Origin of the sequence: Rhizobium sp. ARZ01, assembly GCF_014851675.1 — a bacterium.
Lineage (GTDB): Bacteria > Pseudomonadota > Alphaproteobacteria > Rhizobiales > Rhizobiaceae > Mycoplana.
Map to the genome: position 1 here is coordinate 1,581,068 of NZ_JACVAE010000001.1, position 15,206 is coordinate 1,596,273.

At 59.9% G+C, this 15,206-nt stretch carries 18 protein-coding genes; 10 read left to right on the top strand and 8 right to left on the bottom strand.

From position 1 onward, the window contains the following. Nucleotides 1-243 precede the first annotated feature (243 nt). From folE to IB238_RS07555, 3 genes are all read left to right on the top strand, one after another. Entirely contained in the window at nt 244-861 is a 618-nt protein-coding gene (gene folE / locus IB238_RS07545) for a GTP cyclohydrolase I FolE (protein ID WP_192244943.1), read from the top strand. A 29-nt stretch (nt 862-890) separates the two neighbouring features. After that, complete coding sequence (hisI, locus tag IB238_RS07550) at nt 891-1,343, top strand: phosphoribosyl-AMP cyclohydrolase (RefSeq protein WP_192244944.1); 453 nt, start codon at nt 891-893, stop codon at nt 1,341-1,343. Nucleotides 1,344-1,766: 423 nt separating this feature from the next. Further along, complete coding sequence (locus IB238_RS07555; protein ID WP_192244945.1) at nt 1,767-2,723, top strand: patatin-like phospholipase family protein; 957 nt, start codon at nt 1,767-1,769, stop codon at nt 2,721-2,723. 122 nt (nt 2,724-2,845) lie between these two features. Here the strand turns inward: IB238_RS07555 and IB238_RS07560 are convergent, their stop codons facing one another. Further along, on the bottom strand, nt 2,846-3,274 hold the full coding sequence (locus IB238_RS07560) for a CBS domain-containing protein (RefSeq protein WP_192244947.1): 429 nt from the start codon (nt 3,272-3,274) through the stop codon (nt 2,846-2,848). A gap of 171 nt (nt 3,275-3,445) precedes the next feature. Continuing rightward, nucleotides 3,446-4,207 (bottom strand): rhomboid family intramembrane serine protease, encoded by a 762-nt coding sequence (locus tag IB238_RS07565; RefSeq protein ID WP_192244949.1) that lies wholly within the window; start codon nt 4,205-4,207, stop codon nt 3,446-3,448. A 294-nt stretch (nt 4,208-4,501) separates the two neighbouring features. On the opposite strand from IB238_RS07565, the gene IB238_RS07570 reads away from it, so the two are divergent. From IB238_RS07570 to IB238_RS07595, 6 genes are all read left to right on the top strand, one after another. Then, nucleotides 4,502-5,122, top strand: a complete 621-nt coding sequence (locus tag IB238_RS07570) for a PAS domain-containing protein (RefSeq protein ID WP_192244951.1) — start codon at nt 4,502-4,504, stop codon at nt 5,120-5,122. Nucleotides 5,123-5,231: 109 nt separating this feature from the next. After that, entirely contained in the window at nt 5,232-5,843 is a 612-nt protein-coding gene (locus IB238_RS07575) for a PilZ domain-containing protein (protein ID WP_192244953.1), read from the top strand. Nucleotides 5,844-6,301: 458 nt separating this feature from the next. Further along, nucleotides 6,302-6,904 carry a transglutaminase-like cysteine peptidase gene (locus tag IB238_RS07580; protein ID WP_192244955.1) on the top strand — a complete coding sequence of 201 codons (603 nt, stop codon included), beginning with the start codon at nt 6,302-6,304 and terminating at the stop codon, nt 6,902-6,904. Between the two features lie 270 nt (nt 6,905-7,174). After that, a complete protein-coding gene (locus IB238_RS07585; RefSeq protein WP_192244957.1) occupies nt 7,175-7,939 on the top strand; it encodes a hypothetical protein in 765 nt (254 codons plus the stop codon). 157 nt (nt 7,940-8,096) lie between these two features. Next, on the top strand, nt 8,097-9,533 hold the full coding sequence (locus IB238_RS07590; protein WP_348648248.1) for a serine hydrolase: 1,437 nt from the start codon (nt 8,097-8,099) through the stop codon (nt 9,531-9,533). 165 nt (nt 9,534-9,698) lie between these two features. After that, on the top strand, nt 9,699-9,965 hold the full coding sequence (locus IB238_RS07595) for a hypothetical protein (protein WP_192244960.1): 267 nt from the start codon (nt 9,699-9,701) through the stop codon (nt 9,963-9,965). 30 nt (nt 9,966-9,995) lie between these two features. Here IB238_RS07595 and IB238_RS07600 read toward each other — a convergent pair whose 3' ends face one another. The 6 genes from IB238_RS07600 to IB238_RS07625 form a co-directional block, all read right to left on the bottom strand. Further along, a complete protein-coding gene (locus IB238_RS07600) occupies nt 9,996-10,874 on the bottom strand; it encodes an SDR family oxidoreductase (protein WP_192244963.1) in 879 nt (292 codons plus the stop codon). Further along, on the bottom strand, nt 10,871-11,650 hold the full coding sequence (locus IB238_RS07605; RefSeq protein WP_192244965.1) for a hypothetical protein: 780 nt from the start codon (nt 11,648-11,650) through the stop codon (nt 10,871-10,873). The genes IB238_RS07600 and IB238_RS07605 overlap by 4 nt, the downstream gene beginning before the upstream one ends. A 10-nt stretch (nt 11,651-11,660) precedes the next feature. Then, nucleotides 11,661-12,254, bottom strand: coding sequence for a protein-S-isoprenylcysteine O-methyltransferase (locus IB238_RS07610; RefSeq protein ID WP_192244967.1), 594 nt, complete (start codon nt 12,252-12,254; stop codon nt 11,661-11,663). A 139-nt stretch (nt 12,255-12,393) separates the two neighbouring features. Further along, nucleotides 12,394-12,978 carry a hypothetical protein gene (locus tag IB238_RS07615; protein WP_192244969.1) on the bottom strand — a complete coding sequence of 195 codons (585 nt, stop codon included), beginning with the start codon at nt 12,976-12,978 and terminating at the stop codon, nt 12,394-12,396. 147 nt (nt 12,979-13,125) lie between these two features. Next, nucleotides 13,126-13,254, bottom strand: coding sequence for an ABC transporter (locus IB238_RS07620; RefSeq protein ID WP_192244971.1), 129 nt, complete (start codon nt 13,252-13,254; stop codon nt 13,126-13,128). 389 nt (nt 13,255-13,643) lie between these two features. Further along, entirely contained in the window at nt 13,644-14,225 is a 582-nt protein-coding gene (locus tag IB238_RS07625; RefSeq protein WP_192244972.1) for a L,D-transpeptidase, read from the bottom strand. A 176-nt stretch (nt 14,226-14,401) separates the two neighbouring features. Here IB238_RS07625 and IB238_RS07630 point away from each other — a divergent pair, with 176 nt between their 5' ends. Further along, complete coding sequence (locus tag IB238_RS07630) at nt 14,402-15,157, top strand: SDR family NAD(P)-dependent oxidoreductase (RefSeq protein WP_192244974.1); 756 nt, start codon at nt 14,402-14,404, stop codon at nt 15,155-15,157. Nucleotides 15,158-15,206: the final 49 nt, after the last annotated feature.

Consider the following 15,206-nt stretch of genomic DNA (forward strand, 5'->3'; position numbering starts at 1 on the left):
CGTGGCCTCTTCCACACCTATCCAGCGATACTATATGCTATGTCGTATTGGGGCGACCGTTTTGCAATGCCGAAGGGGTCGCCTGTTGTTTGGGAAACCGTGCCGGACGATCGAGCGCACTGAGAAGCCGAGATCGGAAAGCCCCGGAGCCCGCCAACGGAACCCAAGCCTGCAGGGTTAGGCGAATGGCCAGTGGCGAGTCCGACATTGACGCGAGTCAACCTGCAGAAAGGCCATGGATTCATGGACGCCGTTATAAAGAATTTTCCGGTCGGCGACGACAAGTCGGCTCGCCCTTCGCAGAAGGAAGCCGAGGACGCCGTGCGCGTCCTTTTGCGCTGGGCCGGCGACGATCCGGAACGTGAAGGCCTGCTCGACACGCCCGCCCGTGTGGCAAAGGCCTACCGTGAGCTTTTCTCCGGCTACGACCTCGATCCCGAAGAGGTTCTGGGCCGCACGTTCGAGGAAGTCGCGGGGTACGACGACATCGTGCTCGTCAAGGACATCCCGTTCTATTCGCATTGCGAACACCATATGGTGCCGATCATCGGCCGCGCCCATGTCGCCTATCTGCCGAACGGCCGCGTTCTTGGCCTTTCCAAGATCGCCCGCGTGGTCGAGATCTTTGGCCGCCGGTTGCAGACCCAGGAAACGATGACGGCGCAGATCGCCAATGCAATCGACGAAACGCTCCGTCCGCGCGGTGTTGCCGTGATGATCGAAGCCGAACACATGTGCATGGCGATGCGCGGCATCCAGAAACAGGGCTCGACAACACTGACGACGACCTTTACCGGTGCCTTCAAGTCCGAGCCTGCCGAACAGGTTCGTTTCATGACCATGATCAGGGGTCGCGGCTAAGCCGCCGGCTCCGCCGTACGGAGCCGACGATGGCGATGGAATTTCTGCCCCCCTCCACCGACAAGATCGAACTGGAAACCGGCAAGGCCTTCACGCCTCGCTTCGACGAGCACGGCCTGGTCACGGCCGTCGTCACCGACGCACGTGACGGCGAACTCCTGATGGTCGCCCATATGAATGCCCAGGCGCTCGCGCTTACGATCGAGACCGGTATCGCCCACTATTGGAGCCGCTCGCGTAAGGCGCTATGGAAGAAGGGCGAGACATCCGGCAACCTTCAGACGGTCGTGGAGCTTCGCACCGACTGCGACCAGGATGCGGTCTGGTTGAAGGTCTCCGTTGCCGGCCACGACGCCACCTGTCACACAGGCCGTCGCTCCTGCTTCTATCGCACCGTCACCAACAGCGGCGGCGCGGCGCAGCTCGCCGTGGCGGACGGCCGGATCCAGTTCGACCCGGCCGACATCTACGGCAAGAAATAGCACCATCTCCGAATCCGTTCCGCATTGGGACAGATTCATCAATTCGCAACGGATATGGGTGCGTAATGTCTCGGCCGCGCAAGGAGCGCGGTAGCATTTACAACCTGCGCATTGCGCGAAAGTCGTTTGTGAATTTCGGGGCGGTGCGCTGGGGCGGAAGACAGCGATGACAACCGACGTCCATCATGCCACAGGGACATTTCCGGACTTGTTTTCGGCATTTGCCCGCGCATCGCAGCCTGATTGCCCTCACTACTCCTTATTGATGAGCCAAAGCAAAACGTATTGGCTCAACAGTGCAGATTGCGTTCATCCCGAGGCCAGTGTCACAACGTCTTCTTTGCTTTATTGTTCGGGAAGAGGTGATACGGCTGCGGAACTGAAGGCGCGAGTGCCCAGTTATCTCCCCATCGGAGGCCCGTCATGTTGAACTGGAGTTTCAGCCGAAGCACGGCGGATGCGTCTGATCCGGGTGATCCCTCCGTGAATAACCTGCCGCCTCCCCCTGCACCCGCCATAGACACCCGCGCACGGATCGCCCTGGCACTCGGCGGCGGCGCGGCGCGCGGCTGGGCTCACATCGGTGTCCTGCGCGCACTCGATGAAGAAAACATCGAAGTCAGCATGATCGCCGGAACCTCGATCGGAGCGCTGGTCGGGGGATGCTACCTCGCCGGCAAGCTCGATGAGCTCGAGACCTTCGCGCGGTCGCTCACCATGCGCCGGCTGGCCAGCTTGCTCGACTTTACGATCCGTGGCAGCGGCCTATTCGGTGGCATGCGTCTGACGCGCCGCATGCAGGAGCACTTGGAAAACCTCTCGATCGAAGCCCTGGGCCGCCCATTCGTGGCGGTGGCAACGGAGATCAACAGCGGACATGAGGTCTGGATCGGCGGCGGCTCGCTCATCACAGCAATTCGCGCATCCTACGCCCTGCCCGGCATTTTCGAGCCGATCAAGTGCAATGGCCGCACTCTCGTTGATGGTGCGCTTGTCAACCCGGTTCCCGTCTCCGTCTGCCGCGCCTACGAGGAACCGCTCGTCGTTGCGATCAACCTGAACTACGACCTCTACGGCCGCTCGGCCGTCATCAAGCATACCGCAAGCGTCCAGCCGATCGACAATGCTTCGCGCCAGGAAAATGGCGAAGCGCGACTGGGGTTGACCAGTGTGATGGTGCAGTCGTTCAACATAATCCAGGACCGCATTGCACGCGCACGTCTTGCCGGCGATCCGCCGGATCTCGCCCTGCATCCACGCCTTAGCGACATCGGACTGTCCGAGTTCCACCGTGCCGGCGAAGCGATCGACAGAGGCTATGTCGAGACCAAAGCGAAAATCGCCGAGATCAAGCGCATGCAGGAAGTCCTGGTGCGGTAGCGCCGCACGCAGCATTCCCCGAACACTTCAGCTTATCTGACTGGGGGGAGTGCTACGCTACCCTGGCGCCCCACGCCAATCGACAGCCGTGGACGATCTCGCGCTAATGTTGGGGCAGTGCATTAGCTGGTAATGTACGCTTTTATGTCGGCGGCCTCGCGTTCGATCGAGCGTATGTGCGCCTTCACGATATCACCAATCGAGATGATGCCCACGAGCCGGCCGTCCTTCTCGACCGGAAGATGCCGGGCGCGCAGCGTGCTCATCATCTCCATGATCTCTTCCACAGTCGCGTTTTCGCTGCATTTGTGAACGTTGCCCCACATTATGGAGGAAATCGGCCTATCCAGACAATCCGCCCCGGTCTTGGCGATGGCCGCGACGATGTCACGCTCCGCCAGTATCCCCGAGATCCGGTCATTCCGATCAACGATGACAATGGCTCCGATGTGATTGTCACGCAGATAAACCGCGGCTTGACGAACGGTGAGTTGCGGACCGGCGGTTATGACGTTGCGGCCTTTTTCGTCAAGAATCGACTTTACATACATGCATTCCTCCTGTGTGCAACATGACGCAGAAGGCAGGGTCCCGACAGGAGCACCCTGCCAGCAGGAGAGGCTGGACGGCCGCTCCTTCAGTCCCGGCGTGCATGTGCGAACCGGAACTTTTCCATGCTGCGCTACGAAACCGACGAATGCAAGTCCGCCCAATAGACGGCGTTAGCTCGGCCGCGGCTCCGCCTCTCCTCCGCTCCGAAGGTTGTCGAACATCGGAAAGCAGAAGAAACCGAACAGGAACCCACCGATATGCGCCTCCCAGGCTATGGATGCACCATCCGTTCCGCCGAAGAGTTGTCCGAAGCCGATCGCGAAGTTTGTCAGGAACCAGATGGCCGAAAAAACCAGAACCGAGCGATTCGACAAGGCTTCGCGCACCGTGAGCAGGCGGTTCAGGTGGGCGAATTGACGGCTGATACGGCCACTGCGCGAGAAGACGAAACGTGCGGCAGCACCCATCAGCCCGGAGACGACACCTGAAGCGCCGATCACGACCACTAACTCGCCCCAGTTCAAGGCGCAGTGGAGCGCAACGGAGGCGGCCGCGGAGAGGCACCAGAAGAAAAGGAAGCGCGGCGTCCCGATGCGGCGAACAACGGGTGCGCCGAATGCCACCATCCAGAACCCGTTGAACAGAAGATGCTCCCAACTGCCATGAAGGAACGAATAGGTCACCGGCGTCCATGTCCACGCCCAATCCGCAGCCAGAAACTGCGGCTCGTAGCGGGCGGAGATGAAAGCGAACTTCAGAAGAACCCACTCATCCGCCTCGGCCGACAGCAGATAGATACGCACAACATGGACAAGCGTGAGGAGCGCCAGGGCTGCGACGAGACTGCTGGGCAGATTGAACGCAGGCTCCCGCCCTCGTGCCCCGCCCGGCAACGTAATATCACCGGCATCTTTGCTGTCAGAATGATCCATCGAAATCCGCCGCTTCCCGGAATGTGAGCATCGCAGCGCTTATACAGATAAAAGATGGGCCGTACAGCTTTCGCCATACGGCCCCGAGCCCCCAAACCCCGGCCCATAAAAGTGTGCTGAAGGTTTCCCTTCGTGAAGTGATGGTGACGGTGTGCCATGACGGCGCGCCGCACGCAATCGCAACCAATGGTTAACCTTAATGGTGCGACTGGCACGCATTTCGCATCGCGTCCTGAGACAAGATGGTCGGCGACACATGACGTGTCGATTCGATACACCAATGAATGGAATGCCATGCAGACCACAACAGCTAAGGCGGTCTATGCCTATTGGTCGCGGGTTCGTGGGGGCCGGGACGTCCCGAACCGGCGCGACATCGAGCCGGCCGACCTGAGGCAATTTCTGCCGGATCTTTTTATCCTCGAACAGACGCCCGATTCCGGTACGACTTTCCGGCTCGCGGGAACCCGCTTGTGCACTCTGTTCGGGCGAGAACTTCGCGCTGCGGGCCTTCAGAGGCTGTTTGCACCGGACGTTCGCGCGAGAATTTCGCGCATCTGCACCAACATCATGGCCCAGCGCACACCGGCGGCGTTGCAGGTGAGTGCCTATGGCCGCACGGCTCAACCCACCGCGATCGAAATCCTGCTGTTGCCGATGACCTCGCATTCGCCACATGCGGATCGTATCTTCGGCGCCCTATGTCCGGTTAACCCCGTCCAGCCACTCGAAATGCCATTCCGTTACATGACGGTGGATACTGTTAGCAACATCGATCACGCACAGGAAAACGCCTTCCTGCAGGCCCGCCCGCCCGTCTCCCTACCCACATCGGTCATGGCCGTCAGAAGGCACGACTTCGGCCAGGTGGTGCGACGCGTCCTGCACCTGCGGGTATTCGACGGCGGAAGATAGCCCAGCCGGCGCATAGCGCGCCGAATAAACTGCTAGGTGGAACGGAACGAAGTATTAACCTCGAAAGGTTAGAAGTTGGAAAGAGATTTCCATCAGCCCAAGTCTGTCCATGTATTCGTTTCAGCAAACGTCGCCGACAGCCCGCAGTCCCCACTCTGAACAGCGAGGTTTTCAGGGTGTGTCGGTTAACCTGCCCGGCCGCCTCATGCTGCCCAATCATGACGAATACGACTGCACCGTGCTGCACATGTCGCCCGGCGAGGTTTTTTTTGCCTGCCACGCCCGCCCCCGGGCAGGCGAGCGGATTATTGCATACGTAGATCATCTGGGGCGTATCGAGGGATCCGTCAGCAAGAATACCGATGATGGCTTTGTCATCCTCGTCAACGCAACGGAACGCAAACGCGAAAAACTCGCGGCACAACTGACCTGGATCGCCAACAAGCACGAACTTGGCCTGCCCGAGGACCGGCAGCATGATCGGCTGACACCGCGCAACACGCGAACTGAACTGGCCCTCGATGACGGCCGCCACTACCCGTGCCGCATCATCGACTTGTCGCTTTCCGGGGCTGCCATCGACATCGAGGTTCGACCGGCCGTCGGAACACCCGTACAACTTGGCAACATGCGTGGCCGCGTCGTCCGCCATTTTCAGGAAGGCGTCGCGATCGAGTTCTCGAGCGTGCAGCCGAAAGAGGCCCTCACCGAATTCCTATAGGCGCACAAGCGCCGGCGACCGTAAGCCTCAACCCTCTTTTTTCGCTGTCCCTCGCGACAACTCAAAAATATATTTTTGCGACAGAAAACACCGACTGCCGACGAACTAGCAGGTCGCCTCACCGCTAGAGAAAATTTCCACGGAAAACGCACAGTCCGCTCAGGCTCGCCCGACGACTGGCCGCGGAACCTACAGCCTGCTTCACAGGCAAGGCCTCTAACATAAGATGCAATATATTCAATAACATAGCGAATTGCAACGAAGCACCTTCTACAGAAAGCAGGATGCACGATCGCGACAATTTTATTCAAATTTCCATCAAGTAAGAACTAAAAGCACATCAAATTTTATTCTTGTTTTATTCTCAAACGACGAAACTTTGCACTTAATTATACTGCGTAGCTTCGCGTGGGATAAAAAAATACCTGTCATTGTCCAATCATCACGGGGACAGGACAATGACAAGAAAATCAATCTGGACAGGGACATTTGCACTTCTCGCTTCGCTCGCATTCGGCTCGGCAGCCCAAGCGCTTCCAGCGAGCATGACCATAGCCGGCCCGACCAACCAGCCGATCGGCCACTATGAATTCTGCAAGCAGAATGCCGACGAGTGCAGCACTAACGATGCGGGCGAACCACTGGCGCTCAATGAAACGAATTGGAAGCAGATCATCGAGATCAACTATACGGTCAACAGCTCGGTCGAGCCCCTCACCGACAACGAGATCTATGGTGTCGAAGAGCGCTGGTCCTACCCGGGCACTGCCGGCGACTGTGAAGACTACGTTCTCTTGAAGCGCAAGATGCTGATCGAGGCCGGCATCTCTCCATCCGACCTGCTCATCACTGTCGTCCTTCAGCCGAACGGCGAAGGCCACGCCATCCTTACCGTCCGCACCGATCGCGGCGACTTCGTACTCGACAACATGCGCGACAAAGTTCTGCTCTGGTCCGCCACCGAATATCGCTTCCTCAAGCGCCAGTCGGAGCGCAATGCCGGCAAGTGGGTCAAGCTGCAGGACGGGCGCGAGACTGCCGTGGGCAGCGTGCGCCAGTAGTCATCGGCGCGCCGCTGTCGGCGCGCCCTCAAACGGACCAACTCCGAAGTTTAGGGCCCGGTCAGTCCCCAATCCCCGTCCCGACCAAGGCCCTTGCGGCCGGCTCGCATGTCCCAGAGCCGGCCGCCTTTCATTTGCTACAAGCCAACCCAGCCCAGTTTACCGATTGTTAACCACGATCGAGCAAGCTCCCAGGCGCGAGCAAGCTCCGCGCCGGATCCATTGCGTAGCGTGACGCCGGTTTCCTTTCCGGGCCGAAACGGGATAGCCATGCACGCCAAGCCTCACACCCAGCAGATCGACGACAGCGCACTCTTTTCCGCCCGCTTCCTCAGGCGCCTGACGATCGTCATCGCGGCGCTCGCCAGCCTGGTCATCACCATCAGCCTTGGCGGTCGGACACTCGGGGAATACATCGCCCTGGCCGGCCACACCGAGAGCCGCGAGAGGTACGAAATCCTGATCGGCCAGGATCATGTGCGCTTGCCCGCCAATGCCATCCGCTTCGAGGAACAACGCCGCAGCGGGCCAGCCGATCGAGTCGACGTCTACCTGACCTGGCCGGAGATGGAGGGCTACTCGAATGCCACCCGACTACGGTTCAACGATGTCGAACGACCGGAGAGCCTCCTATTCCTTCAGTTGTCACAGAGCACCATGTCCCGCGACATGTCGGGCCGGATAGAGCCGATCTTTTCACATCTGTTCGAGGGAGAGCTGGAAGCAGGCCCCGCCGGACTTTCCCTGCGCCGCTTAAGGCAAAGTGCCGGCTACGAAAACGAAGCCCTCCTGCTGGGCACCATGCCGGACGGCAGGGCGTACGCCGTGCGCTGCATCCTTCCCGCACCCGGACAAATGTCGACCAGCGCCGATTGTCAGCGGGATATCCACATCGGCGACGACCTGTCGCTGCTCTATCGGTTTTCCAACAGACTTCTGCCGCAGTGGCAGGCGATCGAGGAGGCAATCTGGGACTTTGCGCAAACCGCAGTCGCGGAAAACAGGGACCACCTATCCGGCAAAAGCAGACGATAAAAAACTCCAGATCTCCGCAACCAATGATTCATCATAAACCGATTGGTAACCCTGCCCCGATAGTCTCACTCCAATCATCGCCCGGGACTCGCGTCCGGCCGACACAGCAATCCGAGACTTGAAGAGTAACAGCGTGTTCCGTTCCCTTTTCTCCGTCATTTTTTCGCGCGCGGCCGGGTTCGCAGCAGCAACATCAAGGAGCCTGTTCGTCGCCGGCGGACTTGCTCTCGCGGTTTCGGCGGGCGCTGCGCACGCCAATCCGAAATATGCCGGAATCGTGATCGACGCGAAAACTGGCAAGGTGCTCTACAGCGAGGCGCCGGACGACCTGCGTTATCCCGCTTCGCTTACCAAGATGATGACCGTCTACCTGACCTTCGAAGCACTGGAGGCGGGCAAGATCCGCAAGGATACGCTCGTTCCCGTCTCGAAGAACGCCGCAGCGGAACCTCCCTCCAAGCTCGGGGTGCGTCCCGGCAGCAAGCTCACGGTCGAGCAGGCAATTCAGGCTCTGGTCACACGTTCGGCCAACGACGTAGCAACTGCGCTCGGCGAATTTCTCGGCGGTTCCGAGGACAGATTCGCCCGCATGATGACGCAGAAGGCCCGGGCGCTCGGCATGACGCGTACTGTCTATCGCAACGCCCACGGCCTTCCGAATACGGCGCAGGTGACGACGGCCCGTGATCAGGCCCGTCTCGGCCTGGCGCTGCGCCAGCACTTTCCGCAGTACTATGCGTACTTCAATACGCGCAGCTTCCGTTATGGCAAGCAGACGATTGGGAACCACAACAGGCTGCTCGGGGTCGTTCGCGGCGTCGACGGCATCAAGACCGGTTACACCCGTGCGTCCGGCTTCAACCTTGTCACTTCGGCGCAGGCCGATGGTCGCAGCGTCGTCGGCGTCGTGCTCGGCGGCCGCAGCGGCGGCGCCCGCGACCAACAGATGAAGCAACTTATTGCCCGCTATATGCCGGCTGCCTCCCGCCGCGGGGGCGGAAACCTGATTGCTGAAACCGCAGATGCACCGACCCTGACTGCAAGTGCGGCGGCAAACACCGTTTCCGCAAACGTTGCTAGCGTCGAGACAGCTCGCAGCCTCGACTTGCCGGAGAACGGTCCCATTCCGACCTATCGCTACGAGGAATCCCGTATCGAAACAGCCTATGCCGCCACCACAAGCGAAAGCTCGACGCGCGTTGTCGGCAAGGATGCGCTTGCGGCCACCTTGAGGATCCAGCGCAATGTCGCCGTTCCTGCTGCGGCTCCCGAAATTGCTGTAGAACAGGATGACGCCGAACCGGCCGTTGACGCCTTGACGACCTCCTCGACGGCAGCTTCTGCTCCTTCGGGTTGGGTCATCCAGATCGGCGCGACGCCGGATCGCGTTCAGGCACTGGCGCTTCTGGATCGGGCCCAGGATCGTGGTGGCAAAGCACTGCGCGGAGCCCAGCCCTTCACCGTCGCCGTCGGCAATGGCAGCGAGCAGCTCTATCGCGCCCGGTTCGGCGGTTTCTCCGGCCAGGACAACGCGGTGAACGCCTGCAAGGCACTCAAGAAGAAAGGTATCGCCTGCTGGGCGAGCCAGCAGTGACAATCATTTGCTACGCGGGATGATCAGATATGCACCAGCGCAGCGACGAAATTAGCCTGGCCGTAGTAGCTACCGGTATTGTTTTTCCGGTGACGACGGCAAGGCCGGGGACGCCGAAGTTCGGTGTCCGCCGTCCTCGATAGAGTATTGCGTACGAGGCACGTTATGGCGATGAACGAGAATGTAATCGGCGCCCCGCCCAGATCTGGCGGAAAACGCAGTGTGAGGAATGGTCTTCACCCCCTGCACGAGGCAGCGCTTCGGATCGCCGATCTCGGCCTTGCGCGTTCCCGCAACAAGACCAAGGATCTCGTCGGCATGCTTCTGGCGCATGGCGCGCGTGCCTGGCGCACGGGGCAGCCGCAAGCCGGAATCCACCTCCATGTGGGTCGCACGGGTGGTTGCCAGCCGGTCCGGATGCGCTTGCGCTAGGGCAGGACCTAGTCTACGGCCGATAACACCCTACGCAGGCCGGCGGCGCTGCCAGAACCAGCTTCGGCCACAGCACTTGTTGTATTTTTGGCCCGAACCACATGGGCACGGGTCATTGCTCCGACGCTGCAATCTGCCAATCAGCGGCAGCAAAACGGCTGTCGGAAGAAGCGTTGTTACGAGCGCCGTCAACTTCGCGGAGACACCCGGCACGACCAGTCGTCGGCCAGCCCTAAACCCCTGCCATGCACGTTCCGCCACATCGAGTGCATTGGCCCTCGGCAGGACCTTGAACAGCATTGCGCGCCCTGCCCCGGACCGGTCGAGAAACTCTGTTTCCACCGGCCCTGGCGCCACGCAGGTTACGGTTACGCCCGTATGACGCAACTCCTCATGCAACGCAGCGGAAAATGAACGTACGAAGCTCTTGCTGGCGTAGTACAGCGCCATATTCGGGCCGGGGGTAAATCCGGCAATGGAGCCGAGGTTGAGGACCCCGCCGCGCCTGCGCGCGACCATGCCCGGCAGGAAGCGAAGCGTCAGGTCGCTCAGAACACGTATGTTGAGATCGATGATGCCAAGTTGCTCGTCCATCGGAAGGGTCGTCGCCGCGCCGCGCAAGCCATAGCCCGCACTATTGACGAGGACGTCGCACACCAATCCGCTCTCTTCGAGAAATTCTTGCAGGCGCAACGATGCATCGGGCGAGACCAGATCGAGTGCTAGCGTAAACGCCTCGCCGCCAGCTTCCTGCACTTCGGTTGCCGCCGCCGTAAGAGTGTCACGATCGCGCGCAACGAGCACGACGGGACCACCCTGACGCGCAGCGACAATGGCGATCGCCCTTCCGATGCCGCGCGATGCACCGACGACGACGACGGCCGGCCTGGCTTCAAAACTCACGCTCATCCGGCCGTCCTCACAGCCTCAGGGACGGCTCCGGCGAGCCCAAGGCCATTAACTTCCATCGCGATCTCACCGTTCATTATCTCTTCGAATCGAACCAATGCCCGCGCAACATTCGCCCCATCCATGACCCTGTGGTCGTAAATGATGCGAACGTCGACCTTGCCATCATCGTCGATCGGTCCGTAGTTGAGCAGGGTCGTCAGAGGTGTCAGCGGATTGAAGGATTCGGCTCCGAGACCCGAATAGACGGAGAACTGGAACGTGCCGAAGTGGCGGCCCCGCTGCCGGGCGATATTGAGCCCCAACCACATCAGCAGCCACCGCACCGGACCCGGAAGACGCGCGAACTTCAGAGCGCGCCTGAACTCCTTTATCTCGAGAACCGGACGCGAGCGTGCCGCACCGATCATGGCCTGAAGGTCGGGTATGGAACGGCGCTCGGGCCCTTTGATGGTCCCCAGGAGGACGACTCGCTCCCCTTCATGTTCGCGCTCATGGGCAACTGAAGCAACGCTCAGCGGATACTCGTAGAAATGCGGACGGGGGAATTTGACGTAGGCGCGGCGCAGTTCGGGCGTTTCCTGCGAAAGCAGCCCGTATCCCTTCAGAAACAGCACTGTCCAGGACGGCCGCTCCGGTTGTGCAGCCCTCGCCCTTAGAAGGGAGCCGAGGTTCATTTGCCGTTGCACCGTGACACGCGGAATTCCAATCGAGAACCGCATGAGGTCTCCGACAAGTCGTCGCGGTGCCGATATCTTCAAAGCGCGGCCGCGCATCATGTCACCTCTAGTAGATGTAGGGGATGAGTCTCTTGGTTCTGTCCATGTACTCGCGGTAACTGGTGCCGAAGGTATCCAGCATCATCCGCTCCTCCTTGTCGACCCTGAGGAAAAAGAGCAGCGCGAATCCGATAAGGCCGGCCAGTGCGACGACCCAATTCGACAGTAGCAGCGCCTGGCCGAGCGCCATGAGCAGGAACGAGGTGTACATGGGGTGGCGGACAAGCGCGTAGGGGCCACCGCTGACCAGGTGGTGCTTGTCGCGAATTTCCAGGGTGATCGACCAGTTCTTGCCGAGTTCCTTGTGGGTTCGGCGGAAGAGCCATACGGCCGTGAAAAACAGGATCGCCCCAATCGCAATGGCCCAAGCGCGGGCGGCATAGTCCGCAGCCTGTGGAATCCCGGTGGCGACGTAGAAGCCCGGCACGACAGCCATGCCCAGTGAAGCCGCGACCAGGCCGAACATGTCAAGAAACGAACGACGATTCGTAACGACACGTACCCGCTTCGCGCGGCGCTCGAACGGATAGCGGACGACGTACCAGGCGACGACGCCCAGCACCCATATGGTTTCGCCGATAGCGGCAAGGGACATGTTCATTGAGGCTCAGAATCTGTTGATTTGCGCATATACTGCGCAGCACGTGTTGTTTCTGACAAGAAGGAATGTGTCGACCCTCCCAAAACACCGGCGCTCCTGAAGGCAGCTGAGAACGAATTTCCACAGTCAAGCGCGATATTTATCCCCCGTTCATCTCTCGAAGTTGCGTGATGAACTGTTGCGGCCTGAGCCAGATTGGGGGGGTCTTGTAGCCCATGGACTTTGCAATCTCCCCGGTCCAGGCATTGCAGTTGTTGACCGTCGCTTGCCAGTACTTGGACTTGGCCTTCAATTGGCGAATGAAGGCAACAGTTTTCTGGTATTCGGCCTCAGTCAACATCACGCGCCAACTTGCAGACCGGTATTCCTCCTCGAGATCGCCGTCGCTTGCTCCGGTTTCGGCCGGAACAGGCACGAAATGGCCGAGAACATACGGCGCCGCGTCGGTCGATGCCGGCGCTAAGCCCGCGACCTCGGGGTTGATCATCCTGCCGGATTTGTCCGTGCGCCCGAAGATCACATAGGTGTGCCCGTAGCTCAGGGCATAGCGGGAGCGGAATTCGATGAAGTAGCGCTTTTCGGCGCGTTGCGTTGGCCCGGATTCGGGATAGCCGCGATAATCGGACACGAAGCGCGGTTGTGGCGGCTTGTCTTCCGATTGGCACGACGCAAGAACAAGCGCGAGAGAGACTACTAGCGATACACGGCCTTTTCCCAGCGTCATGAACGCGCTCCATTACCGGTGCCACGGTCAGGGTAACCCAAATTTATCTGGAAAGCACTCTCACCATGAAAAACAGCATCGCCGTAGATGAGAGGAGGCTGGTAGGGGGAAGCGCCGTCAGGCGCCTCCCCGAACCAAAGTCAGTCGCTACTTATAGACTGGCGCCGGCTGCTCGACTGGCGGCGGGGCCTTACCCTTGCCTTTGCCGACTGTGCCGCAGGCACTTAGGCTGACGGCGGCAAGTACTGCTACTGCTACGATTAGAAGTCTGCTCATCAACATGTCCTTTCCTTGGAACGGAATAGGTTTTCGAAGGCAACGCTATTACTAATAACCGCAAACGCTACAAAGGCATAGTGCGTAAACGACACAAAGTTAATGACTACAAAGACCAGAAAAGATCAGATTTATTGACCAAATGTTTCAACTCGTGATCAGCGATTCGTCTGCACCGTCTTGTAGGGTACGATACCACTTTTGGCGGCGACTCTTGGCGAGGTGTCGTCGCTTCTGGATGTCCAGCGAGCATTGTACCGATTTCATCGTCAATCAAACGGGCTCTGAAAGCAACCTTCTTGACGCGTCCAATGGGATAACCCTCCGACAGAACTGTGCGAAAAGCTCCGTCTTTTGGCTCAGGCCAGGAAAATCGCCAGGAACTATTGTCAGATAACCTTAACTCTCGTCCCCACAGGCGCTCGGCTGTAGAGGTCGACGATATCTTCGTTCGTCAAACGCACGCAACCGTTCGAGACGGCACGCCCGATCGACCACGGCTCATTTGTCCCATGGAGCCGGTACATGGTGTCCTGATTGCCGCGATAGAGATAGAGCGCTGCAGCTCCGAGCGGGTTGTGCGGTCCGCCTTCGACGCCGCCGGCATATTGCGCAAGCCGCGGCTTACGCCGAATCATATCGGCCGTCGGCGTCCAGGAAGGCCATTCGGCCTTGCGACCAACCGTCGCCTCGCCCTTGAACGTCAGCCCCTCCTCGCCGACGGCGACGCCATAGCGCATTGCCTGGCCGGGCCCCTCAACGAGATAGAGATAACGTTCGGACGTATTGACGATGATTGTTCCGGGCGCCTCGTTTCCATCGTAGGCAACCTGGCGCCGGCGGTACTGTGAGGCCACGCGGTAACTCGACATGGACGGATATCCTGCCGACCAACTCGTACTGCATCCGGTTGTCAGCAAGCTCAAACCGAGCAAAGCAAACCCCCGGCGGGTCATGAAGTTCCTGTCCATTTGCACCTGCTAGCGATCAGACGAACCCCTCGACTCTTAGGCATACCATCGCTCCGGCGTCTGGCCAAGTCTCCCCTTTTGATTGAGCTAATGAAGGTTGGACGCTCCAATAAACCTCTTGCGTATGCCAGCCGCCTCTGTTGGACTGAACGCGACAATCAGCAGGGATGGACGCGATGACGTTTGATTTCGGGGGGAAAGTTGCGATCGTCACGGGCGGCGGCTCCGGTATCGGCGCCGCGATCTCAAGGCGCCTGGCGGCCGAGGGTGCCGAAGTCGTGATTGCCGACATCGACCATGACGCAGCCCTTGGTGTGGCCACTGAGATTCGTGCGGACGGAGGCAAAGCCCATGAGTGCGTGGTCGACGTCACAGACGCAGAAGCCGTCAGAAAGCTCGTGGAATCGACGGTCGCAAGGTGTGGGGGCCTGCATCTGGCGGTCAACAACGCCGGCGCACACGGGCCACGATTGCCGAGTGCCGACTACCCACTCGAAAATTGGCACCAGCTCATGAACGTCAATCTGAACGGCGTTTTCTACGGTATGAAGTATGAGATTTCCGCCATGACGGCCTCAGGCGGCGGCGCGATCGTCAATGTATCTTCCGTGCTCGGTTCGGTAGGGCTGCCGTTTACCGCGGCCTATACTGCCGCGAAACACGGTGTCATTGGACTGACCAAGGTCGCGGCGATCGAGTACGCGAGATTCGGTATCCGCATCAATTCCGTTGGCCCCGGCTGGATCGAGACCCCGCTCCTGACGGAGCATCCGCAACTGGCAAGCAGCCGGCGCATGGAGTCCCTGCAGCCGATGGGCCGGCGGGGACGTCCGGAGGAGGTTGCGGCACTTGTCTGCTTCCTGCTGTCGGACGAGGCGAGCTTCATCACGGGCAGCTATCATCTGGTCGACGGCGCTTATAGCGCGCACTAGATCGCGTCACAGCCCCGCAAAATCGACCTAACCATTGTTTTACTGACAC